Source organism: Dechloromonas hortensis, from assembly GCF_009469765.1.
In the GTDB taxonomy this organism is placed as follows: Bacteria; Pseudomonadota; Gammaproteobacteria; order Burkholderiales; family Rhodocyclaceae; genus Azonexus; species Azonexus hortensis.
On sequence record NZ_SSSQ01000002.1, the window covers coordinates 140271 to 164612 of the forward strand.

Here is a 24342-nt window from a genome sequence, read left to right on the forward strand (position 1 = left end):
TCGCGGCAGCCTCAGAAGGCGACGTAGGCAGCGATGCCGAAACAGACGATCATGGCGTAGCCGGCGATGCCGCCGACCAGCATGGCACGGTCGCCTTGCCGGCCGAGGGCGAGCATTTCGGTGACCGGGACGCGTCGACCGTAGCGCTCCTCGCCACGCTGCCCGATACGGATTGAAACCAGGGCCGAGGCTACGCCGAGGAAGCCGAAGAGCGGCGCCGGGGAATGCTTGATGGCGTACCAGATTAGCCCGCCCAGCATGGCCAGGCCCAAGCTGCGCGAAACGATACTCGGCAGGCCGCCGTTTTCGGTGCTCATTGGCCGGCTCAGGCGGGCTTGTTGCCCATCAGCTCACCCATACGGATGGCGCCGGTCGGCGCCCAGGCTGCGTTGAAGGCGAGGCTGTTCTTCGGGAAGAGCATGACGACGGTCGAGCCGAGCAGGAAGCGGCCCATTTCCTGGCCTTTCTTCAGCACGATGTTCTGCTCGTCGTAACGCCATTCGCGGACGACGCCGGGGCGCGGCGGATTGACCTGGCCGTGCCAGACAGTGGCCATACTGCCGACGATGGTGGCGCCGACCAGGGTCAGCACGAAGGGGCCGGCCGCCGACTCGAAGACGCAGACGACGCGCTCGTTGCGGGCGAACAGGCCGGGTACACCGCGGGCCGTGGTCGGATTGACCGAGAACAGCGCGCCCGGCACGTAGATCATCCGGCTCAGACGACCGTCGCAGGGCATGTGGATGCGGTGGTAGTCGCGCGGGCTGAGGTAAAGCGTGGCGAAGCTGCCGTTCTCGAATTGCGCGGCCAGCTTGCGGTCGCCGCCGACCAGCGCGGTCGTCGAGTAGCTGTGGCCCTTGGCCTGGAAAATCTGATCGCGTTCGATCGGCCCGAACTGGCTGATCGCACCATCGACCGGGCACAGGAAATCAGCCTCGGCCAGCGGCCGGGCGCCGGCTTGCAGTGGCCGGGTGAAGAATTCGTTGAAGCTCTGGTAGCTGGCAATGTCCGGGTTGGCCGCTTCGGCCATATTGACGCCGTAACGGCCGACGAACCAGCGGATGACGCCGGTGGTCAGGCTGCCGGCCTGGGCGCTGGCCAGCTTGCCGGCGAGAATGGTGAGTGCCTGTTTGGGCAGCAAATACTGGGGGAGAACGGCGAGGCGGTCGGACACTGGGCTGATCACTGGAAGCTAGGGTCCGTGATTATACTGACTCGCCTGCCGGTGGCGTGTTTCCGTTGGCATGGCGAGCCAGGCCCAACCGGGGCTATCGGCCCGGCCGGGGCGTCGAACTCAGTTTTGCGAATAAACGCCGACCCGGTTGCCTTCGCTGTCGATGAATAGGCCGATATGGCCGATGCCCTTGCCAAGATCGGTCTTCGCCATGACGACGCTGCCGCCGGCTGCAGGAATGCGGGCGAGGACGGCGTTCAGGTCATCGCCGCCATCGAGATAGATCAGCGTGCCGTTGTCGCGCGGCGCCAGTTGCGGCATGGCGACCAGCGCGCCGCCCGGGTGCGGGCAGGTGTAGGGAAAGATCGCCATCGGGTTGCCGCCACAGCTTTCGCGGCGCAGGGCGGTGGCTAAGGCGGCTTCATAAAAGGCAGTGGCCCGGTCGAGGTCGGTCGTGGGGATTTCAAACCAGCGCAATGGATTGTCCATGATGTTTTCCTTGGTCAAATTCAGCGGCGGGATGCCGTTGATGCAGCGCATTGTGGCCAGGGGCTACTGACAGCATGGTGTCAGGAGGCTTTGCCAGGCCTGAAAAGGCGCGTGTTATGCTGAAATTCCCGTTTTTCGAGCCATGCCATGCGCCCAGCCGACCGCCTGTTCCAGATCATCCTGCTGCTGCGCCACGGGCGGGTGGTGACGGCGGCGGCGCTGGCCAGCACGCTGGAAGTCTCCGAGCGCACCATCTACCGCGATATCGCCGATCTGGTGAAGTCCGGCGCCCCGATCGATGGCGAGGCCGGCGTCGGCTATCGGCTGCGGCGCGGCTATCAGGTACCACCACTGATGTTTACCGGCGACGAACTGGAGGCGTTGGTGGTGGGCGCCAAGCTGGTGCGGGCCTGGGGCGATTCTGCGCTCGGCCGGGCGGCGGAGCAGGCGATGGCACGGATCGAAGCTGTGGTGCCGCAGGCGCTGGAGCAGCGTATCAGTGCCAGCAGCCGGCGCTTTCTGGCGCCCGATTGTCTGCAGCCGGCGCCGCTGCGCGAACCGATGGCGCTGTTGCGCGAAGGCATGGAAAGCGGGCGGAAAGTCCTGGTCAGCTACCGGCGGGCCGACGGCGAGCTATCCGAGCGGATGCTGTGGCCGCTCGGCCTGGTCTTCTGGGGACATTGCTGGACACTGGGTGCCTGGTGCGAGTTGCGCCAGGACTTCCGGACTTTCCGGGTGGACCGGATCGGCGCCGTGGACATCCTGGCCGATCCGTTCGATGACCGCCACGGCCACCGCTGGCGCGAATATCTGGCCAAGGCGCGTGGCGAGGAAGGTGCCCCTTAGGACTGGGCTGCGTCGTCCGGCTGTGTCGGCGTCGGGGCCGGGGCCGGCGTGAAGTGAGAAGTGGTTTGCCAGCGTTCGCGCCGCCATTTTTCCCGGTCGCCGTTGCCCATGAAGGTCCAGGCGCCTTCGAGGCCGCTCGTCACGGTATCGCGACCGATGCCACGGCTGCTGTGGTTGTTCCAGCCCAGGCCCTGTTCTTCCAGCTCGGCGCCTTCCGGCTCGGGACCCAGCTTGGCGGCGTCGCCATTGCCGTGCGCCTTGCCGACGGTGTGGCCGCCGGCGGTCAGGGCCACGGTTTCCTCGTCGTTCATCGCCATGCGGGCAAAGGTGATGCGGACGTCGCGCGCCGTCTTCAGCGGATCGGGCTGGCCGTCAACGCCCTGTGGGTTGACGTAGATCAGCCCCATCATCACGGCGGCTAGCGGATTCTCCAGATCCCGCTCGCCGGAGTAGCGGCTGTTCGGGTTGTCGGTCGGGGCCAGCCATTCCTTCTCGGAGCCCCAGTAGATGTCCTTTTCCGGTTGCCAAATGTCCTCGCGGCCAAAACCGTAACCGAAGGTCTTCAGACCCATCGATTCATAGGCCATGTTGCCGGCGAGGATGATCAGGTCGGCCCAGCTCAACTTGTTGCCGTATTTTTTCTTGATTGGCCAGAGCAGGCGGCGGGCCTTGTCCAGGTTGGCGTTATCGGGCCAGGAATTCAAGGGGGCGAAGCGCTGATTGCCGGTTCCGCCACCGCCCCGGCCGTCTGCCGTGCGGTAGCTGCCCGCTGCGTGCCAGGCCATGCGGATCATCAGGCCGCCATAGTGGCCCCAGTCCGCCGGCCACCATTCCTGGCTGTCGGTCATCAAGGCCCTGAGGTCATTCTTCAAGGCTGCGACATCCAGCTTCTTGACCTCTTCGCGGTAGTTGAAGTCCGCTCCCATCGGATTGGTCTTGCTGTCGTGCTGGTGCAGGATGTCCAGGTTCAGGGCCTTTGGCCACCACGCCATGGTTTGCATGCTGGCCGAAGTGGCGCCACCGTGCATGACCGGGCACTTGCCAGCAGAACTTGCATTGTTTTGATCCATTTCTCTTCTCTCCTCAGTGAATGACGTTATTGGAAGCAGGCAAACTGATATTAGGAAAGCATGACACTTATTGCTAATTGATTGGCTGGATACTGTTGATAGGTAATCGCTATTCAGACTCCGATGTCAGAACGGCAAAGCGGCCGGGATTTTTTCTGCTTTTGGAATGTCGTTAGAATAAGGCGGCCGGCCTTGCCGAAGGAGATGCCCGTGATCCGTGATTCGTTCTGCCGCAAGCTGTGTCGTATCTGCATCGCTAGCCTTGGGGCTGCTTTGATGAGTGCCGCCACGGCTCAGTCGGGCGATATGCTGCCGCAAGCACCGAGCTATGTCGGTGAAATCCGCCGTGGCGCCGATGGCAAATTGATCGCCTTGCCGGAAGCGGAGCTGTCGATGCAGAAGCGCTGGGGCGATGCGGCGCCGAAGGCGACGATGCGGGTCGGCAGTGGCGAAAAGATCAGCACCCTGACCGAGGCGGCGCGTTTGGCGCGCGATGGCGAAGTGATCGAAATCCGCCCCGGCAACTACCGCGGCCAGCCGGTGGTGTGGACGCAGGACAATCTGCTGATTCGCGGCGTCGGCGAACGGCCGGTAATGCTGGCCGATGGTCGTAGCGCCGAGGACAAGGCAACCTGGGTCGTGCGCGGCGGGCATGTCCGGATCGAGAATATCGAGTTTCGCGGTGCCCGGGCCAGCCATGCCAACGGTGCCGGCATTCGCTTCGAGCGCGGCGAGTTGACGGTGCATGGCTGTCGTTTCGCCGACAACGAGATGGGCATCCTGACCGCCAACCAGGCGACCATGGCGCTGACCGTCAGCGACAGCGAGTTTGCCGATGCGCCGCGCGATGCCCGCGATGTGCATCATCTGCTCTATGTCGGCGCCATCGGCAAGTTCGTGCTGCGCGGCAGCCGTTTCCAGAACGGCTACCTCGGCCACCTGGTCAAATCGCGGGCCCGTGAAAACCATATTCTCTACAACATGCTGGTCGATGGCGCGACCGGGCGGGCTTCCTACGAGCTGGAGTTCCCGAACGGCGGCATCGCCTACGTCATCGGCAATGTCATCGGGCAGAGCGCGGGGACGGACAATCCGAGCCTGGTCGCTTTCGGTGCCGAAGGCCAGCGCTGGCCGGAAAACGCCCTCTACCTGGCGCACAACACCTTGCTCAACGATGCGCACGCCGGCAGCTTCTTGTCGGTCTGGGCCGACCGCTTTGCTGGCGGCGTCGATGTCTGGGCGATCAACAACCTGAGCGTCGGCAATGGCAATTTCTTCCAGCCGGCGCAGGGCCGTTTCGAAGGCAACCGGGCGGTGGGGCGCGGCGAGCTGATCGAGTATGCCGGCGTGCCATCGCGGCTGGCCAATCTGTCGCCTTTGCGCGGCAGCGTCCGGGTGCCCGGGCGGGGCGGTGAAATGGATTTGCTGCCGACTGCGGAATTTGTCGCGCCGGCCGGCACCCGGCCGGTGCGTGTCAGCAGTGCGCTATCGCCCGGCGCTTTTCAGTGATGCCGGGCGGCGCCTGAAAATTGCCGTTTTTGCGGTGTCGACCGCAGGAAAGCCGGCGCCGGCTTTCCTGCTTTTCCAGCCAGCCCGATCAGGGCAGCGGCGCGAACTCGACCGGTACCCAGCTATAGCCCTTGGCGTCCTTGCGAACATGGCCGATACCCGGGAAGGGCAGGTGCATGCCGCCGACCAGCAGTTTTTCCTTGGCGGCCCGGGCGAAGATCTGCTTGCGGGTGGTGACGGCAGCCTTGCGGTCGTTGTCGAACTCGATGGCGACCTGGGGACGGGCAAACTGCACGGCATGGTTATGCACGATGTCACCCCAGATCAATAGCTTCTCCTCGCCGCTGCCGATCAGGTAGGCGCTGTGGCCGGGCGTGTGGCCGTTGGCGGCGAGGCTGCTGATGCCAGGCAGCAATTCCTGGTCGCTGGCAAAGGTCTTCCATTTGCCGGCAGCGCGGTAGGGGGCGGCGGCATCGCGCGCCATCTTGAAGAAGCCCTGCATTTCCTTCGGTGCCTTGGCGGCGACTTCCTCGCTCAGCCAGAAATCGTGGTCGGCCTGCGCCGCCCAGATTTCGGCATTGGTGAAGATGGCCTTGCCGTCGGCGTCGATCAGGCCGTTGACGTGGTCGCCGTGGAGGTGGGTGGCGAGCACGGCATCGACCTGTTCCGGCGCGTAGCCGGCAGCTTTCAGGTTGTTGACGATGTTGCCGAGCGTCGGCCCGAACAGCTTGGCGGCGCCGGCATCGACCAGCACCAGCTTGCTGCCGGTGTTGATCAGGTAGGCATTGACCGCGGTCTGCACGGCCGGACCCTTGACGAACAGGCGGGCGAGCAGCTGCTGCACTTCCTTTTCATTGGTGTTCTTGAGCAACTTGGTATCGAGCTTGATCGCGCCGTCGTAGAGGGCGGTGACTTCGATCTGGCCGAGCTGCATCCGGTAATAGCCGGGGACCTGAGTCTTCTGTTGAGGCGCCTCGGCGAGGGCAAGGCTGCTGCAGAGCAGGAAGCAACTGGCGAGCAGGCTGCGGAGCAGCGATTTGGGCTGTGCGTTCATGCAATTCTCCTGGTTGGGGGGAATGCAGTATCCCATGACTATGGGATTCGCGGCAGCCTCAGAAGGCGACGTAGGCAGCGATGCCGAAACAGACGATCATGGCGTAGCCGGCGATGCCGCCGACCAGCATGGCACGGTCGCCTTGCCGGCCGAGGGCGAGCATTTCGGTGACCGGGACGCGTCGACCGTAGCGCTCCTCGCCACGCTGCCCGATACGGATTGAAACCAGGGCCGAGGCTACGCCGAGGAAGCCGAAGAGCGGCGCCGGGGAATGCTTGATGGCGTACCAGATTAGCCCGCCCAGCATGGCCAGGCCCAAGCTGCGCGAAACGATACTCGGCAGGCCGCCGTTTTCGGTGCTCATTGGCCGGCTCAGGCGGGCTTGTTGCCCATCAGCTCACCCATACGGATGGCGCCGGTCGGCGCCCAGGCTGCGTTGAAGGCGAGGCTGTTCTTCGGGAAGAGCATGACGACGGTCGAGCCGAGCAGGAAGCGGCCCATTTCCTGGCCTTTCTTCAGCACGATGTTCTGCTCGTCGTAACGCCATTCGCGGACGACGCCGGGGCGCGGCGGATTGACCTGGCCGTGCCAGACAGTGGCCATACTGCCGACGATGGTGGCGCCGACCAGGGTCAGCACGAAGGGGCCGGCCGCCGACTCGAAGACGCAGACGACGCGCTCGTTGCGGGCGAACAGGCCGGGTACACCGCGGGCCGTGGTCGGATTGACCGAGAACAGCGCGCCCGGCACGTAGATCATCCGGCTCAGACGACCGTCGCAGGGCATGTGGATGCGGTGGTAGTCGCGCGGGCTGAGGTAAAGCGTGGCGAAGCTGCCGTTCTCGAATTGCGCGGCCAGCTTGCGGTCGCCGCCGACCAGCGCGGTCGTCGAGTAGCTGTGGCCCTTGGCCTGGAAAATCTGATCGCGTTCGATCGGCCCGAACTGGCTGATCGCACCATCGACCGGGCACAGGAAATCAGCCTCGGCCAGCGGCCGGGCGCCGGCTTGCAGTGGCCGGGTGAAGAATTCGTTGAAGCTCTGGTAGCTGGCAATGTCCGGGTTGGCCGCTTCGGCCATATTGACGCCGTAACGGCCGACGAACCAGCGGATGACGCCGGTGGTCAGGCTGCCGGCCTGGGCGCTGGCCAGCTTGCCGGCGAGAATGGTGAGTGCCTGTTTGGGCAGCAAATACTGGGGGAGAACGGCGAGGCGGTCGGACACTGGGCTGATCACTGGAAGCTAGGGTCCGTGATTATACTGACTCGCCTGCCGGTGGCGTGTTTCCGTTGGCATGGCGAGCCAGGCCCAACCGGGGCTATCGGCCCGGCCGGGGCGTCGAACTCAGTTTTGCGAATAAACGCCGACCCGGTTGCCTTCGCTGTCGATGAATAGGCCGATATGGCCGATGCCCTTGCCAAGATCGGTCTTCGCCATGACGACGCTGCCGCCGGCTGCAGGAATGCGGGCGAGGACGGCGTTCAGGTCATCGCCGCCATCGAGATAGATCAGCGTGCCGTTGTCGCGCGGCGCCAGTTGCGGCATGGCGACCAGCGCGCCGCCCGGGTGCGGGCAGGTGTAGGGAAAGATCGCCATCGGGTTGCCGCCACAGCTTTCGCGGCGCAGGGCGGTGGCTAAGGCGGCTTCATAAAAGGCAGTGGCCCGGTCGAGGTCGGTCGTGGGGATTTCAAACCAGCGCAATGGATTGTCCATGATGTTTTCCTTGGTCAAATTCAGCGGCGGGATGCCGTTGATGCAGCGCATTGTGGCCAGGGGCTACTGACAGCATGGTGTCAGGAGGCTTTGCCAGGCCTGAAAAGGCGCGTGTTATGCTGAAATTCCCGTTTTTCGAGCCATGCCATGCGCCCAGCCGACCGCCTGTTCCAGATCATCCTGCTGCTGCGCCACGGGCGGGTGGTGACGGCGGCGGCGCTGGCCAGCACGCTGGAAGTCTCCGAGCGCACCATCTACCGCGATATCGCCGATCTGGTGAAGTCCGGCGCCCCGATCGATGGCGAGGCCGGCGTCGGCTATCGGCTGCGGCGCGGCTATCAGGTACCACCACTGATGTTTACCGGCGACGAACTGGAGGCGTTGGTGGTGGGCGCCAAGCTGGTGCGGGCCTGGGGCGATTCTGCGCTCGGCCGGGCGGCGGAGCAGGCGATGGCACGGATCGAAGCTGTGGTGCCGCAGGCGCTGGAGCAGCGTATCAGTGCCAGCAGCCGGCGCTTTCTGGCGCCCGATTGTCTGCAGCCGGCGCCGCTGCGCGAACCGATGGCGCTGTTGCGCGAAGGCATGGAAAGCGGGCGGAAAGTCCTGGTCAGCTACCGGCGGGCCGACGGCGAGCTATCCGAGCGGATGCTGTGGCCGCTCGGCCTGGTCTTCTGGGGACATTGCTGGACACTGGGTGCCTGGTGCGAGTTGCGCCAGGACTTCCGGACTTTCCGGGTGGACCGGATCGGCGCCGTGGACATCCTGGCCGATCCGTTCGATGACCGCCACGGCCACCGCTGGCGCGAATATCTGGCCAAGGCGCGTGGCGAGGAAGGTGCCCCTTAGGACTGGGCTGCGTCGTCCGGCTGTGTCGGCGTCGGGGCCGGGGCCGGCGTGAAGTGAGAAGTGGTTTGCCAGCGTTCGCGCCGCCATTTTTCCCGGTCGCCGTTGCCCATGAAGGTCCAGGCGACGAAGCGGCTCTGCTTCTGGCCCTGTGCCATGGCAATGATGCGCGAGTCGACGACCTTGGCCTTCTTCAGCGCGGCTTCGATGTGTTCGACGTTCTCGGCCTTCGAAATCAGGCTGGTAAACCACATCACCCGTTTCGGGATGCTGGTGCTCTGTTCGATCATGTTCTTGACGAAGGCGCGCTCGCCACCGTTGCACCACAATTCGGTGCCGCCGCCGCCGAAATTGAGGCGGGGCTGCTGTACCGCACCCTTTTTCGCACCCGGCTTGTTGAGGTTGTTCCACTTGCGCTGGCTGACGGCGATCACCTCATCCGGCGAGTTGTGGAAAGGCGGGTTGCACATGCTCAGGTCGAAGCTTTCGCCGGAGCGGAGCAGGCCGGTGAAGATGTTGTCCCAGACCGGTTGGTGGCGCAGCTCGATGGCTGCGGTGGACGCCTTGTTTTTGCCCAAAATGGTCTGTGCATTGGCCAGTGCCGCTTCGTCGATGTCGACCCCGAGGAAGCGCCAGCCATATTCGGCGAAGCCGATCAGCGGATAGACGCAATTGGCGCCGACGCCGATGTCGAGCACGCGGACGGCGGCGCCGGTCGGAATGACTTTCTTGTTGCAGGTCGCCAGCAGGTCGGCCAGGTGATGGATGTAATCGGCCCGGCCGGGAATCGGCGGGCACAGGTAACCGGCCGGAATCTCCCAGCCGCAGACGCCGTAATGCAGCGCCAGCAGGGCGCGATTGAAGGCTTTGACGGCGGCCGGATTGGCGAAGTCGATGCTCGGCGTGCCGGCCGGCGTGGTGATCACGTACTTGACCAGCCCCGGCGCGACCGCCGTCAGCGCGGCAAAATCGTAGCCGGCGGCATTCTTGTTGCGCGGGTGCAGTCCGGGTTTCTGGGCAGGGGCCGTCATTTGTTGTTTTCCGATCGGGGACGAGGGGGCGGAGTATCCCATGGATTGAATGTTGCATGCCCGACAAAGTCGGCTTTTGCCAAGTTATTGTTTCGACGTCGCTTTGTCCGCTTTCCCGCTCGGCATGGAATTCGCTCGGCTTCCCCGAAACGATCAATTGGGGAGTGGCACCATGAAGCTGCAAATCGAGCGGCCGCACATCGCGGTGATGCTGCAGGCCTTTCCGCGGCTGGCCTACGTCGAGGAACAATTGCGCTTCGGCAACAAGGTCGAGATTCCGTTTGGCAACCTGAACGACGAGGAACTGGCCTTCCTGCGCGGCCTGTATGCCGAGGGCGGGGCGGAACTGCGGGCGCGGGCGGCGCAGATCGCGACGCTGCAGAAAGCCCTGCACGCCGGCGGGCGCCGCTTCGAGGCGGAGGAACTGGAAATGGCGGTGCCGGCCATCGCACGATATCTGGCCGATGACGCGACGCGCGGCTGGCTGTTTTCGGCCGGCATTACCGGCAAGCCGCTGGCCTACGTCGTGACCCGGCTCGATTTCACGCCGCCGTCGGAAGAGGAAACCGGCAAGATCTTTCTCGAACTGAAAGCCAACGCCAAGGCGCGGCTGGCGACGGCGACCTTGCGCATCGCCGGGCCCGACATCGCCGGCCGGACCATCCCCGAGATCCTCGCCGCCAAGGGCTTCGTCAAGGAAACGCCGGAGTTGCTGAAGAGCTACGACGAAGGCGCGGCGCGTTACTTCGACTGGCGGGCGCAATACGGCGCGCAGTTTTCCGGCAACGGCGTCGGCTACTTCGCCGAGAACCCGACGGCGACCCATCGCGATACCGATTATTCGCGCAAGGACCAGATCATCCTGTCCTCGACCGGCAGCCCGGCCCGCCTGGTCAACGACGAGAGCATCCTTGGTGAGCGGGTGCTGGCGCTCGATGCGACCGGCGACATCATGGCCAAGTTCGTCCGCCGGGTGGCGCGCAATTCGCGGCTCTCCGGCAAGGAAGAAGCCGAGGTCGAGGCGACCCATGCCGCGATCGGCAAGGGGCTGTTCACCGAACTGCCGGTGCATTTCTACCTGCTGATGTTCCATCTCGACCTGCACCATTACGTCTGGGTGCATGTGGACGACCTGCAGCCCTACGCCTACCAGCCGGCGTTGAAGGACAAGCTGGTGCTGCCGCCGGAGCAGACCGACCTGATCGACATCCTGACCGCCGAGATGGATGTGCTGATGGACGACATCGTTGCCGGCAAGTCGGGCGGCACGACGGTGTTGTGCGCCGGCCCGGCCGGGGTCGGCAAGACGCTGACCGCTGAGGTCTATTCGGAAATCATCCGCCGTCCGCTCTACCGGGTGCATTCCGGTCAGCTCGGCCTGAACGTCGCGGCGATGGAGACGGCGCTCAAGGAAGTGCTGACCCGCGCCCAGCGCTGGGGCGCGGTGATGCTGATCGACGAGGCCGACGTCTATATCAAGAAGCGCGACGACAACATCACGATGAATGCGGTGGTCGGCGTTTTCCTGCGCGTGCTCGAGTATTTCAACGGCCTGTTGTTCCTGACCACCAACCGGGTGGACGACATCGACGAAGCGATCGTCTCGCGCTGCATCGCGCTGATCAAGTTCCATCCGCCGACCCGCGACGACCGCCGGAAAATCTGGGGCGTGATGACCGAACAGTTCGGCTTGGCCGTCGAGCCGGCCTTGCTTGAGCGTTTGCCGGATATCTTTCCGGAAGCGACCGGGCGCGACATCAAGGGCCTGGCCAAGCTGGTCGCCAAGTACTGCAAGCAGAAACAGCTGCCGCCGACGGTCGAGGTCTTCCGCCGCTGTTCGATCTTTCGCGGCATGGAACTGGCGGTGGCGTGACATGCTCGAACCCACTCAACCAAGGAGTTGCCCATGTTTCTGGCCATGAACCGTTTCCGCATCGCGCTCGGCAAGGAAGAGGCCTTCGTCGAGCACTGGCGCAAGCGCGAGAGCTACCTGAGCGAAGTGCCCGGTTTCATCAGCTTCAACCTGCTGCGCGCCCAGCCCAACGAGGAATACACGCTGTTCGCATCGCACACGGTGTGGGCGTCCGAACAGGCTTTCGCCGACTGGACGCAGTCGGCGGCTTTTCGCAAGGCGCACATGGCGGCCGGGCAATCCCCGCGCGATTTCTACCTCGGCCCGCCGCAACTCGAATTGTTCGAGGCTGTGCTTTAGGCCGGCGGTCGACTGCCGTTTTTGGCCAAAAAGCGGTCGAGGGCGTTGCCGAAGGCCTGCCGGTCGGCCTGGCTGAAAGCGGCCGGGCCGCCGGTTTCGACGCCGGCGCTGCGCAGTTCTTCCATGAAGTTGCGCATCGCCAGCCGTTCCCGGATATTGGCCACGGTATAGAGCTCGCCGCGCGGGTTCAGCGCGTGGGCGCCGCGTTCGATGACGCCGGAGGCGAGCGGAATGTCGGCGGTGATGACGAGGTCGCCCGGCGCCAGTTGATCGACGATGTGGCGGTCGGCGACGTCAAAGCCGGAGGGCACTTGGATGGCCCGGATGAAACGCGACGGCGGCGTGCGCAGCATCTGGTTGGCGACCAGGATGGTCGATATCTGCAGGCGTTCGGCCGCCCGGAAAATGATTTCCTTGATGACGACCGGGCAGGCGTCGGCGTCGACCCAGATTTGCATTAGTGTTCCTTGCCATCGATACGCGGTTGGAGAAGGAAGGGAATATACCGCCAGGCGAGGATGCCGAAGCAGGCAAACCAGCACAGCGCCGAAAGCTGGATCCAGAGCAGGTACAGCGCCGGCAGGAACTGCGGCAGCGCGACGCGCAGCGCCAGGGCGAGCAGCATGATGTAGAGCGTCGCCCGGTCGATGCCGTCGAACACCACCTTGCGCCCGGTATGGCCCTTGGAAATGCGGATCAGCATGGCGGGAATGACCGAACCCATGGCGCCGAAGGTGAAGACATGGACCGAGACGCTGCCGATCCAGACGAAATTGACGACATGGCCCAAGGATTCGATCAGCAGTTGGGCGACGATGGCCAGGTAGCCGACGTACATGATGCCGATGTCGATACGCTTGAACGCCAGCTGGGGTTTCCAGAAAACGAAGCGAACCAGCAGCAGGATGGCGAGCAGACCGGCGATTGCTGCGGTCAACGGCCGGGGCAGGGCAAATTCGACGACCAGCAGCAGGCCGAGCACCTTGATCGGCATGTCCAGTTTCGGCTGGCGCAGGATCTGCGCCTGGAAAGCCGCTTTCATGAAGCCGGTCAGCGTTCTTTCCAGCATGACCAGGAAAGCCATCCGGAACAGGCCGATCGCCATCGTGTAGCCGGCACTAAAATCGGCGCCGTTGAGCATCAGGTATTTGGCGATCAGGAAGGCAGGCAGCATCACCATGAAGAAGGCGTTGTCGCGGTAGCTGTCCTGGGAGCGGAAGCGGAGCAGCGTCCACAGCAGCATGGCTACGATGCCGCCGAGAAACGCGTTGTTGGAAAACAGGAAGAGGGCGGTCGGCCAGGAACCGCCGAAGCTCATGCCGATCCGCTCGAACAGCCAGGCAGCGCTCAGCAGCATCAGGGCCGGGCCATGGTAGCCGCGAATATTCACCCAATTCTTGGTCGAGGTCAGCAAGAAGCCGCCGAGCACCGCCCAGCCGAAGCCGAAGAACATTTCGTGGGCGTGCCACTGCACCGTGCTGAACGGGCTGTCCGGCGCGCCGAGCAAGCCGCTGAAGACCAGCGCCCAGATCACCGGCAGGCTCATTCCGGCCAGGCAGGCCAGCGCAAAGAAGGGGCGAAAGCCGACCAGCCAGAGTGGGTGGGACGAGAGCTGCATGGCGAACCTTTCACGACTAGGGGTACTCAAAGTGGCGAGTTTAGCGATGACTACCTCGTCTCGACTTGATTTATCCCATGCTCGGCAAGCAAGAGCTTTCACATTCGCGTAAAATTCTGCGCTTAGCCGAGGCTGCGATATCGCATGGGGTCCGGCTGCTTTTCTGAAGGATAGCAATGAAGCGTGTGGACGATTTCCGCTTGCGGTTGGGCAAGCATGAGCTTGTACCGATCATGATCGGCGGCATGGGCGTTGATATTTCGACGGCCGATCTGGCTCTTGAGGCGGCCCGCCTGGGCGGCGTCGGGCATATCTCGGACGCGATGATCAAGACCGTCACCGACCGCCGTTACAAGACGAAATTCGTCAAGGAAAAGCTGGCTCTCTACAAGTACAACGCCGAGAACGAAGACAAGTCGCCGGTCAAGTTCGACCTCGGCAAGATCGCCGAAGCGACCCGCCTGCACGTCGCCAGCACCATGGAGCGCAAGCAGGGTTCCGGCCTGGTCTTCGTGAACTGCATGGAAAAGCTGACCATGAACGCCCCGAAAGAGACGCTCAAGGTTCGCATGACGGCAGCGCTTGACGCCGGCATCGACGGCATCACGCTGGCCGCCGGCCTGCATCTCGGTTCGTTCGCGCTGATCGAAGATCACCCGCGTTTCCGCGACGCCAAGCTCGGTATCATCGTTTCCTCGGTGCGTGCCCTGCAGCTTTTCCTAAAGAAGTCCGCGCGCACCAACCGCCTGCCCGACTACATCGTGGTCGAAGGCCCGCTCGCCGGCGGCCACCTCGGCTTCGGCCTGGACTGGGCCCAGTACGATCTGGCGACCATCGTCGCCGAGGTCATCAAGTACCTGCAGGATGAACACCTCGATATTCCGGTCATTCCGGCCGGTGGCATCTTCACCGGCAGCGATGCGGCCGGTTTCCTGGAGCATGGCGCCGCTGCCGTCCAGGTCGCCACCCGCTTTACCGTTGCCAAGGAGTGCGGCCTGCCGGAAAAGGTCCAGCAGGAATACTTCAAGGCCAGCGAAGAGGATATCGAAGTCAATATGATTTCCCCGACCGGTTACCCGATGCGCATGCTCAAGGGCAGCCCGGCGATCGGCGACGGTATTCGCCCGAACTGCGAAGCCTACGGCTATCTGCTCGACGCCAATGGCAAGTGCGCCTATGTCACCGCCTACAATCGCGAAGTGGCGGCTCACCCCGGGGCTCGCAAGGTCTCGGTGATGGACAAAACCTGCCTGTGCACCCACATGCGCAACTTCGATCTCTGGACCTGCGGTCAGCTGACCTACCGTCTGAAAGATACGACGCACAAACTGGCTGATGGCAGCTACCAGATTCTCTCGGCTGAACATATTTTCAAGGATTACCAGTTCAGCACCGATCAGAAACTGGCGCTGCCCGAACAGCAGCCTGCCTGAGATCAGCAATCTCCAAATACCCGGCGCGATAGAGCCGGGTTTTTTTCTGCCGAAATTAGCCGGATTGAGCCGTATCAATGGTTTTGCCGGGGCGTCATTTAAAATCGGAAGCGCTTTCCAGACTGAGTCCATGCACATGCCGAAAAAAATATTCGCCATTCTTCTCTCGCTGCTGCTCGGCATCTCCGTTGCCTTTGCGGATACGGTGCTCGGTGCCCACGACCATGCCATTCACGATGCGGCGCGTGCTGGCTCGGGGCAGGATATTGAACGTCTTCTCAAGGCCGAGCCGGGAACCCGCGATTTGCGAACGAGCCAGGGATCGACACCGCTCCATCTGGCAGCCACCAATCCGGACCCTGCGGCGCTCAAAGCCTTGATTGCGGCGGGGGCGGATGCGAATGCCCGCGATGTTGACGGCCTGACCCCGCTCCACATGGCGGCTTATACCCAGAATGCCCGGCACGCCCAGCTCTTGCTCGAGGCCGGGGCCGATCCTTACGCGAAAACCAACGCTGGCCGCGACCCGACGTCAATGGCGCGCAAGGTGATGGCCAACGAGGTGGCCGGCGTGATTTCCTTGTGGATACTGAAAGGTTGCAAGGCCGGCAAGCCCTGTTGAGGAGGCTTCCGGCGATTGCTGGCCATGTGATATGGCTTTATCATCGCGCAGCTTGAATCCCGGTAAGCCAAATTAATAAGATGACGCGACAACGCGCCGATATCCTTCTTCGTCAGGCGGCTGGCAGTTTTTTTGCCATTGCCATCCTGCTCGTTCAGCTTCTTATTGCGCCGCAGGTCGCAGCGAACGAGGAGTCGGCGTTCAGCCTGCATGGCTTTGGCACGCTCGGGGTGGCCCGGACCACCGGCAATCAGGCCGAGTTTGTCCGTGACCTGTCGCAACCCCGTGGCGCGACCAATCACTGGGATGCTCGGGTGGACAGCGTCCTCGGCTTGCAGGCCAACTGGCAGCTAACGCCGCAATTGGAGGCAGTGATTCAGGCGACCAGTCGTTATCGTTACGATAGGACTTTTACGCCGGAAATCTCCTGGGCCTTCCTCAAATATGACCCCAATCCGCAACTGAGCTTGCGGGCCGGCCGCTTGGGAACCGAGTTCTTCATGCTGGCCGATTCGCGGCTGGTCGGCTATTCCTACTTGCCGGTACGCCCGCCGGGGGATTTTTTCTGGTATCTGCCCTTTTACGCGATTGATGGCGCAGATCTGGCGGTGACCGTGCCAGTCGGTGAGGATGTGCTGCGCGGCAAGGTCTATTACGGGGTTTCCGACGCCAACATTCCGCTCGCCGACAAGCAGTGGAAGATCGACGGTTCGGCCATGGCGGGCGGCTATCTCGATTATCAGGCCGGCGCCTGGCTGTTCCGCCTGAGCTATGCCAATATCCGTTTTAGTCATGAAATGCCGATCGACGATGTGCTGGCTGCCTATTTGCCGCCGGCGCAAGCGGCTCAGGCGAGCCAGTATCTGACCACGGCCAATACACGCAGCCACTATTATTCGCTGGGTGCGATCTACGACAGCGGCCCGTGGCTGTTCCAGTTGATGCTGAACAAGATCAAGCAGGGCAGCAATATTTTCCAGAGCTCCGAGGGCGGCTACGTGCTGGCTGGTTACCGCATTGCGCAGGTCACTCCGTATCTCGGCTATTCCTGGATTCATAGCGATTCGCGAGGCAATACGCTGAATCCGGTGGTCGCTTCGATCATGGCGGATTCGCACGCCGATCAGAACACCACCATACTCGGCGCGCGCTGGGACTTTGCCCACAATATGGCGATCAAAGCCCAGTGGGACGCCATTCGGGGCGAGCCGGCATCGATTTTTCCCTACCGTCAGGAGCGGGCGGCTTGGACGGGAAAGACGGATGTGTTTTCGGTGACCATGGATTTTGTCTTCTGAACCATGAACAGCCAACGACTTCGCCTCCTGTTCTTCTTCGCCTGCCTGCTCCTGTTGCCGGCTCATGAGGCGCTGGCCGAACTGGTCGTCGTCGTCAACGCGCGTAGCGGTGTCGCAGTCATGACGCGCAACGAAATCATCAATATCTTCTTCGGGCGCTATCGCCAGTTTTTCAATGGGGTCGAGGCGCAACCGGTCGATCTGGTCGATAGCCACGCGGATCGGGCGCGTTTCTATAGCGCATTGGTCGGCAAGGATCTGTCGGACGTCAATGCCTATTGGTCGCGCCAGGTCTTCTCGGGACGCATGCAGCCGCCGCCGCGTGTGGCGAATCCCGATGAGGTCATGAAATGGGTCAGTGCGCATCCGGGAGGGATCGGTTTTGTCGATCTTGCCAAGGCCGATGCTCGCGTTCGGGTGGTTTACGAATTCAAGCCTTGAGCGGGTTTGCGAATAATTTGGGGTTGGCGTTGAACGTTGAATTGATTGGTCTGGTCATTATCTTTGTAGTGATTGCAGTGATCGTCATCCGGTCGCAGTAATCGGGCGGCTTGCATATTGGTGCAGGTTTGGCCACTATTCGAATACCACCAAATCAATAAAGGAGACAAATATGCCAAGACGCGTGATTAGCGAAATTCTGGTCGGTCGCACCCTGATTACGGCCAGTCCGGAAATGACTGTCCGCTCAGCCTGCCGCCTGATGGCCGAAAAGAAAATCGGCGCTCTGCTTGTCGTTGAAAATCAGCGGATTGCCGGTATTTTCACCGAGCGGGATGCACTCAACAAAATTCTTGCCGCCAATCTCGATCCCGACAGTACAAAACTGCTTCAGGTCATGGTCCGCGAGCCGCAAACCATTCGCGCCGACAAGCCGCTGGCTTATGCGCTGCATATGATGGCCGAAGGCGGGTTTCGGCATGTACCGGTGGTTGGCGATGACGGAGAGCCGGTCGGCATGGTGTCGGCACGCGATGCCCTTGGTCAGGATATGGTCGATCTGGAGCGTGACATGCGGCGACTCGAAGAACTCGAGGGTTCGATCGGTTACTGAGCGGGCGTCTGCCAGCCCAAGCGCGCCAGTGTGGCGGCGAATTCGCCGGACACTGGCGCTTTTATTTGCACCGGGGCACCGCTTTCCGGGTGCAGGAAATCCAACTGTGTGCACGCCAGCAGCAGGCGGTGGCAATCAAGGTGCTCGGCAAAAAAGCGATTGTGCCGCCCCTTGCCGTGGGTGGCATCGCCGATGATCGGATGGGCGATGTGTTTCAGATGGCGGCGTAGCTGATGCTTGCGGCCGGTGACCGGGTTCAGCTCAACCAATGCATAACGACTGCTCGGATAGCGGTCGACAGCAATCGGCAGTTCGACTTCAGCCAGTCTGCGATAGTGGGTGAGGGCGCTTTGCGGCACTTCACTGCGACGATCGCCGGCGAACTCATAGTCGTCGCGCTGGCGGCGCAAGGGGTGGTCGATGCTGCCGTGCTCCGGCGGATGGCCGCGCACCACGGCGAGATAGCGCTTCTCCACTGTCCCGGCTTCGAATTGCTTGCCCAGTCGGCTGGCAATTTCGCTGGATAGCCCAAAAAGCAGGACGCCCGAGGTGCCCCGGTCGAGGCGATGGGCTGGCCAGACCCGCTGACCGATCTGGTCGCGCAGGATCTGGATGGCGAAGCGTGTTTCGTGACGATCGATTTCCGAACGATGAACCAGTAGTCCGGGCGGTTTGTCGATGACGACGATATGCGCGTCGCGAAACAGTATCTTCAGTTGCTCAGTCAAAGAAGCGGCTCTTGGCCTCACCAGGCAATGCCATCCCGGTCACCTGGGCGCGTTCCAGCAATTCCCAGTAGTAGCGATAGGAGGCGCGGTCGTGCAGCTTTCCTTCATGCTGGATCGGACCCCAGTCCGTGTCCTGGGCGGCGATCAGGATCTCGCTGGCAGCCTGGACCTCCGAGAAATCTGGGCGCATGGCTTCAATGATGGGAAGGATCTGGTTGGGATGGATGCTCCACATGCGCAGATAGCCGAATTCGCGGCGGGCGCGGCGGGCATCGTTGCCGATGTATTCGAGATCCTTGAGTTCGGTCGTCACGTTATGCGATGGAATAACGCCGTTGGCCAGGGCAGCGGCGCTGATCTCGCATTTGGCGCGGGCGACCAGGGGGTGTTCGAACTGGCCGGGGCTTTTCATCGCGCTGCCTGGAATCGCGCCATGGTGACCGGAAACGAAGTCCATCAGACCGAAATCCAGGCTCTCGACGCCGGGCAGGGCGGCGATTTCCCAAACTTCGCGTAGCGCGCCGTGGGTTTCGATCAGCACGTGCACCGGAATCCGGCGGTCAACGTTCAATTTGAGTTCGATTTCTCGCAGTGCTTCGATCTGGACTCTGACATCCCCGGCACTGCATGGTTTGGGCAGCGTGATGAAGGGCAGGCGATTGCCGGCGATGCCGACCAGAATTTCCATATCCTGCCGCCAATGGGCGTGGGTCACGTCATGGACGCGGGCGCCAACCCGATTGAACAGGTTGTCTTCGCTCATGATCAGGCGGGCCGCCATTTCGGCATGTTCACGTTCCGCGCCAGCGTGCGCCCCGTCTTCGCAGTCGCAGGTGATGTCGAAAATGGGGCCGAGTTCCTTCTGCAACTGGAGCGCCTTGCGGATCAGCTTTTCCGAGCCGGCGTAGTGGTCGACCGCAGGAAGAACGGGAAAAGGCTTTTCGCCGGCAAAAAGAACCGCAGTGGGATGGCGCATGGTTTTCGATCGTCACAAAAGAAAAAAGCCGCGGCATTTTACCGCGGCCTTTCAGTGCAGCTAAGAGAAATGCTGGATTACAGCATGTCCTTGACGGCTTCAGCTTCGTCGGTCAGTTCCTTGAGCGTGAAGTTCATCTTTTCACGGCTGTATTCGTCGATTTCCAGACCCTGGATGATCTTGAACGAACCGCCCTTGCATTCGCACGGGAAGCCATAAACGATGCCGGCCGGGATGCCGTAAGAACCATCGGACGGGACGCCCATCGTGACCCAGTCGCTGGAGCCGAGGACCCAGTCGCGAACGTGGTCGATGGCGGCGTTGGCGGCGGAAGCAGCGGAAGACAGGCCGCGCGCTTCGATGATGGCGGCGCCACGCTTGCCGACGGTCGGCAGGAAGACGTCGTTGTTCCAGGCGTGATCGTTGATCAGGGCCTTGACGTTGTCGCCATTCGACTCGCAGTTGCGGTAATCGGCATACATCGTCGGCGAGTGGTTACCCCAGACAACCAGCTTCTTGAAGGAAGAAACGCTGCGGCCAGTCTTCTCGGCCAGTTGCGACAGGGCGCGGTTGTGGTCGAGGCGCAGCATGCCGTGGTAGTTGTTCGGGTTGGTGCGGCCGACCTTCTTGGCGGCGGCAGCAGCAATGTAGGCATTGGTGTTGCAGGGGTTGCCAACGACCAGAACCTTGACGTCTTCCTTGGCGTTCTCGGCAATGGCCTTGCCCTGAACGGTGAAGATGGCGCCATTGGCGGTCAGCAGGTCGGCACGTTCCATACCCTTGGTGCGCGGACGGGCACCCACCAGCAGGCAGACGTCGGCATCCTTGAACGCGACGTTCGGATCATCGGTGGCAACCATGCCGGCGAGCAGCGGGAAAGCGCAGTCGTCGAGCTCCATCATCACACCCTTCACGGCTTGCTGAGCTTGCGGCAGGTCGAGCAACTGAAGGATGACCGGCTGGTCTTTGCCGAGCATTTCGCCGGAGGCGATGCGGAACAGCAGGCTATAACCGATTTGGCCGGCGGCACCGGTTACGGCAACGCGCATGGGGGCTTTGGACATATGTCGCTCCTGTATGAAACAGCGTGATTGAGATTGTTTGAGTCTGCTCGGAGACCAGCCTTTGTTCTTACCTTGCAGTCAGCAGGCTCGAGAGGATGACGATGTTAGAAGTTCGGGGCTGGGCTGTCAATTCATCATCTGTCTTATATAAGACAACTTTTCGTGGACGCCCGTGTCTAAATGTGCTGAAATTTGCACCATGACTCGTGACGCCTCCCGTCCTGCCCGCATGCCATCGCCCACCTTTAGTCCGCTCTATCGGCAGATCAAGGATTTTTTGATCCGCAGCCTGGAGGCCGGTGAATGGGGGCCGGGTGATGCGATTCCCAGCGAAGGGGAGTTGGCGGCCCGTTTTAGTGTCAGTCAGGGGACCGTACGCAAGGCGATCGACGAGATGGCTGCGGAAAACCTGCTGGTCCGTCGCCAGGGCAAGGGAACCTTTGTTGCCACTCATGACGATCCACGCTCCTTTTATCGTTTTCTCCGCCTGGTTTCCGATGACGGGACGGTGACGCATACGGTCAGCGATCCATTTTCCTGCGAGTTGCAGTCGGCAACGCCCGAAGTGGCAAAGGTGCTTGGCTTGTCGGTTGGTGATCAGGTGCTTCGGGTCGAGCGCCTGTTGCGTTTCAATGGCGAGCCCGTTGTTTTTGATCAGATTTATCTGGTGGCCGATCTGTTTTTTGGCTTGTCGCTTGAGAAGTTACGGGAGGGCGAGCGTTCGCTCTACAGCTTGTTCGAGAGTGATTTCGGGGTGCGCATGATCAATGCCGAAGAGCATTTGCGTGCGGTTGCCGCAGATGCCTACAGTGCGGGCTTGCTTGGTGTGGCCGAGGGGGTGCCTTTGCTGCTGGTTGAGCGGACGGCGTACACCTACGGCAATAAGCCGGTTGAATGGCGGCGTGGTCTTTATTGCACGCGTCACCATTATTATCGGAATGATCTGGGGTGAGAGAAAAAGTTCTTCAATATTGGCTTGGAAGCACGTGTTTTGGCGTGTTCTGGCTGGTTTTGAATGTATAATTACGGCTCTTTTCAAACCACGTACAAGCGGATAACCGCAACTTTACGCGAGGGATGACGTTCATGGCAGAAATGACCATCAAGAAACGTCCAAAAAACTTGGACTTGACCACTATCAGGTTGCCTTTGCCGGGCAAGGTTTCAATTCTTCATCGCGTCAGCGGTGTGGGTTTGTTCCTTTGTTTCCCGCTTATGCTCTGGCTCTTTGGGGCTAGCCTGGCTTCGGCGGAAAGCTTCGCTGCCTTCAAGGCGGTAGCGGCGATGCTGCCTGTGAAAGTTGTTCTGGCGGGTCTGCTCTGGGCCTTTGTTCACCATTTCTGTGCCGGTATTCGCTTCCTGCTGCTGGATGTGCATGTTGGTATCGAAAAAGAGGCTGCTCGCAAATCGGCGGGGGTTGTCTTTGCGGTCAGCATTCCGCTGACCCTGATCCTCTGGGGGGCTCTGCTGTGATCAATCGTATCGTTGTTGGCGCCCATTACGGGCTCAAGGACTGGATTGCTCAGCGTGCAACGGCTGTAATCATGGCTGTCTATTCGGTCCTGATTGCTGCGGTTCTGCTGGTCGTTCGTCCGTCGTCGTTTGAGGCTTGGCAGGGGGTTTTTGCCAACGGCTTCATCAAGTTCATGACCTTCCTTTTCTTCGTTAGCCTGTTTTACCACGCCTGGATCGGCGTGCGTGACATCTGGATGGACTACATCAAGCCGACGGGCCTGCGCCTGACCTTGCATGTGCTGACCATTGCTGCGTTGGTGGGTTACACCGCGTGGGCTGCTGCGATTCTCTGGAGGCTGTAAGCGTGAGTATTCCTGTTCTGAAGTTTGATGCGGTTATCGTCGGTGCCGGTGGTGCCGGTCTGCGTTCCGCAATTCAATTGTCCGAAGCCGGCCTGAAGACCGCCGTGCTTTCCAAGGTTTTTCCGACCCGCTCGCACACGGTTGCGGCGCAGGGTGGGGTTGCTGCGTCTCTCGGTAATTCCGAGGAAGATCACTGGACGTGGCACATGTACGATACCGTCAAGGGTTCCGACTGGCTCGGTGACCAGGACGCGATCGAGTTCATGTGCAAGAAGGCCAACGAAGTGGTTGTCGAACTCGAGCACTACGGTATGCCGTTCGACCGTACCGATGACGGCAAGATCTACCAGCGCCCGTTCGGTGGTCATATGTCGAACTTCGGTGAAAAGCCGGTGCGTCGTTCCTGTGCCGCAGCTGACCGTACCGGTCACGCCATGCTGCACGCCATGTACCAGCGCAACGTCAAGGCCAATACCCAGTTCTTCGTGGAATGGATGGCGCTTGACCTGATTCGTGACGAAGAAGGTCACGTCCTCGGCGTTACCGCCATGGAAATGGAAACCGGCCAGGTCGTGATCTTCCACGCTCGCGCCACCATTTTCGCCACCGGTGGTGCCGGCCGCATCTTCTACTCGTCGACCAATGCCTTCATCAATACCGGTGACGGCCTGGGCATGGCGGCGCGTGCCGGCATCCCGCTCGAAGACATGGAATTCTGGCAGTTCCACCCGACCGGCGTGGCCGGTGCGGGGGTGCTGATTACCGAAGGCGTGCGCGGCGAAGGCGGTATCCTGCGTAACAGCAGCAAGGAACGTTTCATGGAGCGCTATGCGCCGAACGCCAAGGACCTGGCGTCGCGCGACGTGGTTTCCCGCGCCATGGCCACCGAAATCAAGGAAGGCCGCGGCTGTGGCGTGAATAAGGACTACGTCCTGCTTGACATCACCCACCTCGATCCCGCCACCATCATGAAGCGCCTGCCCGGCATCCACGAAATCGGCCTGCAGTTCGCCGGTGTCGATTGCCTGAAAGAGCCGCTCCCCGTTGTGCCGACCTGCCACTATCAGATGGGCGGTATCCCGACCCATTACTCTGGTCGTGTCGTGATGCCGCAGGGCGGCGACATGAATGCCGTCGTGCCCGGCTTCTATGCCGGTGGCGAATGTGCCTGTGCCTCGGTGCACGGTGCCAACCGCCTCGGCACCAACTCGCTGCTCGACCTTCTGGTCTTCGGTAAGTCGGCCGGCGATTCAGCGGTTGAAGATCTCAAGGCCGGCCGCGCTCACCGCGAACTGCCGAAAGATGTCGCCGACAAGACCCTGGCTCGCATCTCCGCACTGGACAACCGCAAGGGTGGTGCCAACGTGCATGAAACCCGCCTGGCCATGCAGCGCACCATGCAGGACCATGCCGGTGTGTTCCGCTTCGGCGACATGCTGAAGCAGGGCGTCGAGAAGATCCTCGAAGTCGAAAAGGCTGCTCGCCAACTCGAAATCAAGGACAAGTCGCAGGCTTGGAACACGGCCCGTACCGAAGCTCTCGAAATGGAAAACCTGATCGAGGTTGCCAAGGCGACGATGATTTCTGCCGAAGCCCGCAAGGAGTCCCGTGGTGCTCACGTTCGTGACGATGCCCCGGATAGCGCCGAGTTTCCGAATGGTCGCAACGACAAGGAATGGCTGAAGCACACGCTGTTCTCGCCGGTTGATAACTCGATCAGCTACAAGCCGGTCAACATGCAACCCTTGACCGTCGAGGCCGTAGCCCTCAAGACGCGCTCGTACTAATTGGAGT

The 24342-nt window shown here is 61.9% G+C and carries 27 protein-coding genes and 1 pseudogene; 14 read left to right on the plus strand and 14 right to left on the minus strand.

The window, feature by feature from the left end:
• Positions 1-11: 11 nt before the first annotated feature.
• The 3 genes from GH663_RS04015 to GH663_RS04025 form a co-directional block, all read right to left on the minus strand.
• Positions 12-317: a hypothetical protein gene (locus tag GH663_RS04015; protein ID WP_153130410.1), complete on the minus strand. Its 306-nt coding sequence runs from the start codon at positions 315-317 to the stop codon at positions 12-14.
• A gap of 8 nt (positions 318-325) precedes the next feature.
• Positions 326-1174 carry an archaetidylserine decarboxylase gene (gene asd, locus GH663_RS04020; protein WP_153130411.1) on the minus strand — a complete coding sequence of 283 codons (849 nt, stop codon included), beginning with the start codon at positions 1172-1174 and terminating at the stop codon, positions 326-328.
• A gap of 120 nt (positions 1175-1294) precedes the next feature.
• Positions 1295-1663, minus strand: coding sequence for a VOC family protein (locus tag GH663_RS04025; protein WP_153130412.1), 369 nt, complete (start codon positions 1661-1663; stop codon positions 1295-1297).
• Positions 1664-1810: 147 nt separating this feature from the next.
• Between GH663_RS04025 and GH663_RS04030 the strand changes: the two genes are divergently transcribed.
• The gene (locus GH663_RS04030) at positions 1811-2509 is read left to right on the plus strand and encodes a helix-turn-helix transcriptional regulator (RefSeq protein WP_153130413.1); all 699 of its coding nucleotides are present in this window, start codon (positions 1811-1813) and stop codon (positions 2507-2509) included.
• A gap of 113 nt (positions 2510-2622) precedes the next feature.
• Here the strand turns inward: GH663_RS04030 and GH663_RS04035 are convergent.
• Positions 2623-3579: pseudogene (locus GH663_RS04035) on the minus strand (peroxidase family protein); the annotation flags it as partial.
• Between the two features lie 276 nt (positions 3580-3855).
• On the opposite strand from GH663_RS04035, the gene GH663_RS04040 reads away from it, so the two are divergent.
• Positions 3856-5088: a right-handed parallel beta-helix repeat-containing protein gene (locus tag GH663_RS04040; RefSeq protein WP_246181491.1), complete on the plus strand. Its 1233-nt coding sequence runs from the start codon at positions 3856-3858 to the stop codon at positions 5086-5088.
• 88 nt (positions 5089-5176) lie between these two features.
• On the opposite strand, the gene GH663_RS04045 is transcribed toward GH663_RS04040, so the two are convergent.
• The 4 genes from GH663_RS04045 to GH663_RS04060 all read right to left on the minus strand — a co-directional run bounded on the left by GH663_RS04045 (position 5177) and on the right by GH663_RS04060 (position 7852).
• Positions 5177-6142 carry an MBL fold metallo-hydrolase gene (locus tag GH663_RS04045; protein WP_153130409.1) on the minus strand — a complete coding sequence of 322 codons (966 nt, stop codon included), beginning with the start codon at positions 6140-6142 and terminating at the stop codon, positions 5177-5179.
• 58 nt (positions 6143-6200) lie between these two features.
• Positions 6201-6506, minus strand: a complete 306-nt coding sequence (locus tag GH663_RS04050; RefSeq protein ID WP_153130410.1) for a hypothetical protein — start codon at positions 6504-6506, stop codon at positions 6201-6203.
• Between the two features lie 8 nt (positions 6507-6514).
• Positions 6515-7363 carry an archaetidylserine decarboxylase gene (gene asd / locus GH663_RS04055; RefSeq protein WP_153130411.1) on the minus strand — a complete coding sequence of 283 codons (849 nt, stop codon included), beginning with the start codon at positions 7361-7363 and terminating at the stop codon, positions 6515-6517.
• A gap of 120 nt (positions 7364-7483) precedes the next feature.
• Positions 7484-7852: a VOC family protein gene (locus tag GH663_RS04060; protein ID WP_153130412.1), complete on the minus strand. Its 369-nt coding sequence runs from the start codon at positions 7850-7852 to the stop codon at positions 7484-7486.
• Between the two features lie 147 nt (positions 7853-7999).
• On the opposite strand from GH663_RS04060, the gene GH663_RS04065 reads away from it, so the two are divergent.
• Positions 8000-8698 (plus strand): helix-turn-helix transcriptional regulator, encoded by a 699-nt coding sequence (locus tag GH663_RS04065; RefSeq protein ID WP_153130413.1) that lies wholly within the window; start codon positions 8000-8002, stop codon positions 8696-8698.
• Here GH663_RS04065 and rlmF read toward each other — a convergent pair.
• A complete protein-coding gene (gene rlmF, locus GH663_RS04070; RefSeq protein ID WP_246181492.1) occupies positions 8695-9726 on the minus strand; it encodes a 23S rRNA (adenine(1618)-N(6))-methyltransferase RlmF in 1032 nt (343 codons plus the stop codon). The two genes, GH663_RS04065 and rlmF, sit on opposite strands and share 4 nt — an antisense overlap.
• Before the next feature lie 172 nt (positions 9727-9898).
• On the opposite strand from rlmF, the gene GH663_RS04075 reads away from it, so the two are divergent.
• Both GH663_RS04075 and hmuQ read left to right on the plus strand, forming a co-directional pair.
• The gene (locus GH663_RS04075; RefSeq protein WP_153130415.1) at positions 9899-11599 is read left to right on the plus strand and encodes an AAA family ATPase; all 1701 of its coding nucleotides are present in this window, start codon (positions 9899-9901) and stop codon (positions 11597-11599) included.
• 33 nt (positions 11600-11632) lie between these two features.
• Positions 11633-11938, plus strand: a complete 306-nt coding sequence (gene hmuQ / locus GH663_RS04080) for a heme-degrading protein HmuQ (protein WP_153130416.1) — start codon at positions 11633-11635, stop codon at positions 11936-11938.
• Here hmuQ and GH663_RS04085 read toward each other — a convergent pair.
• Positions 11935-12396, minus strand: a complete 462-nt coding sequence (locus GH663_RS04085) for a YaiI/YqxD family protein (RefSeq protein WP_066882624.1) — start codon at positions 12394-12396, stop codon at positions 11935-11937. The two genes, hmuQ and GH663_RS04085, sit on opposite strands and share 4 nt — an antisense overlap.
• Positions 12396-13556, minus strand: coding sequence for an NnrS family protein (locus GH663_RS04090; protein WP_153130417.1), 1161 nt, complete (start codon positions 13554-13556; stop codon positions 12396-12398). Before GH663_RS04090 ends, GH663_RS04085 begins: the two co-directional genes overlap by 1 nt.
• Positions 13557-13732: 176 nt before the next feature.
• Here GH663_RS04090 and GH663_RS04095 point away from each other — a divergent pair, with 176 nt between their 5' ends.
• From GH663_RS04095 to GH663_RS04115, 5 genes are all read left to right on the plus strand, one after another.
• On the plus strand, positions 13733-14989 hold the full coding sequence (locus tag GH663_RS04095; RefSeq protein ID WP_153130418.1) for a nitronate monooxygenase: 1257 nt from the start codon (positions 13733-13735) through the stop codon (positions 14987-14989).
• A 64-nt stretch (positions 14990-15053) separates the two neighbouring features.
• Complete coding sequence (locus GH663_RS04100) at positions 15054-15611, plus strand: ankyrin repeat domain-containing protein (RefSeq protein WP_246181493.1); 558 nt, start codon at positions 15054-15056, stop codon at positions 15609-15611.
• A gap of 80 nt (positions 15612-15691) precedes the next feature.
• On the plus strand, positions 15692-16909 hold the full coding sequence (locus GH663_RS04105; protein WP_153130419.1) for a hypothetical protein: 1218 nt from the start codon (positions 15692-15694) through the stop codon (positions 16907-16909).
• Between the two features lie 3 nt (positions 16910-16912).
• Complete coding sequence (locus GH663_RS04110; protein ID WP_153130420.1) at positions 16913-17350, plus strand: hypothetical protein; 438 nt, start codon at positions 16913-16915, stop codon at positions 17348-17350.
• Positions 17351-17522: 172 nt separating this feature from the next.
• On the plus strand, positions 17523-17963 hold the full coding sequence (locus tag GH663_RS04115) for a CBS domain-containing protein (RefSeq protein WP_153130421.1): 441 nt from the start codon (positions 17523-17525) through the stop codon (positions 17961-17963).
• Here GH663_RS04115 and GH663_RS04120 read toward each other — a convergent pair.
• From GH663_RS04120 to GH663_RS04130, 3 genes are all read right to left on the minus strand, one after another.
• Entirely contained in the window at positions 17957-18691 is a 735-nt protein-coding gene (locus tag GH663_RS04120; protein WP_153130422.1) for a tRNA pseudouridine(65) synthase TruC, read from the minus strand. The genes GH663_RS04115 and GH663_RS04120 overlap by 7 nt on opposite strands.
• Positions 18684-19667: an HpcH/HpaI aldolase/citrate lyase family protein gene (locus GH663_RS04125; RefSeq protein WP_153130423.1), complete on the minus strand. Its 984-nt coding sequence runs from the start codon at positions 19665-19667 to the stop codon at positions 18684-18686. The genes GH663_RS04120 and GH663_RS04125 overlap by 8 nt, the downstream gene beginning before the upstream one ends.
• A 77-nt stretch (positions 19668-19744) precedes the next feature.
• Positions 19745-20731: a malate dehydrogenase gene (locus GH663_RS04130; RefSeq protein WP_066882616.1), complete on the minus strand. Its 987-nt coding sequence runs from the start codon at positions 20729-20731 to the stop codon at positions 19745-19747.
• A gap of 199 nt (positions 20732-20930) precedes the next feature.
• Between GH663_RS04130 and GH663_RS04135 the strand changes: the two genes are divergently transcribed.
• From GH663_RS04135 to sdhA, 4 genes are all read left to right on the plus strand, one after another.
• Positions 20931-21683 carry a GntR family transcriptional regulator gene (locus tag GH663_RS04135; RefSeq protein ID WP_211371055.1) on the plus strand — a complete coding sequence of 251 codons (753 nt, stop codon included), beginning with the start codon at positions 20931-20933 and terminating at the stop codon, positions 21681-21683.
• Between the two features lie 134 nt (positions 21684-21817).
• A complete protein-coding gene (gene sdhC, locus GH663_RS04140; RefSeq protein WP_153130424.1) occupies positions 21818-22204 on the plus strand; it encodes a succinate dehydrogenase, cytochrome b556 subunit in 387 nt (128 codons plus the stop codon).
• On the plus strand, positions 22201-22548 hold the full coding sequence (sdhD, locus tag GH663_RS04145; protein ID WP_153130425.1) for a succinate dehydrogenase, hydrophobic membrane anchor protein: 348 nt from the start codon (positions 22201-22203) through the stop codon (positions 22546-22548). The genes sdhC and sdhD overlap by 4 nt, the downstream gene beginning before the upstream one ends.
• Before the next feature lie 2 nt (positions 22549-22550).
• The gene (sdhA, locus tag GH663_RS04150; protein ID WP_153130426.1) at positions 22551-24335 is read left to right on the plus strand and encodes a succinate dehydrogenase flavoprotein subunit; all 1785 of its coding nucleotides are present in this window, start codon (positions 22551-22553) and stop codon (positions 24333-24335) included.
• Positions 24336-24342 lie beyond the last annotated feature (7 nt).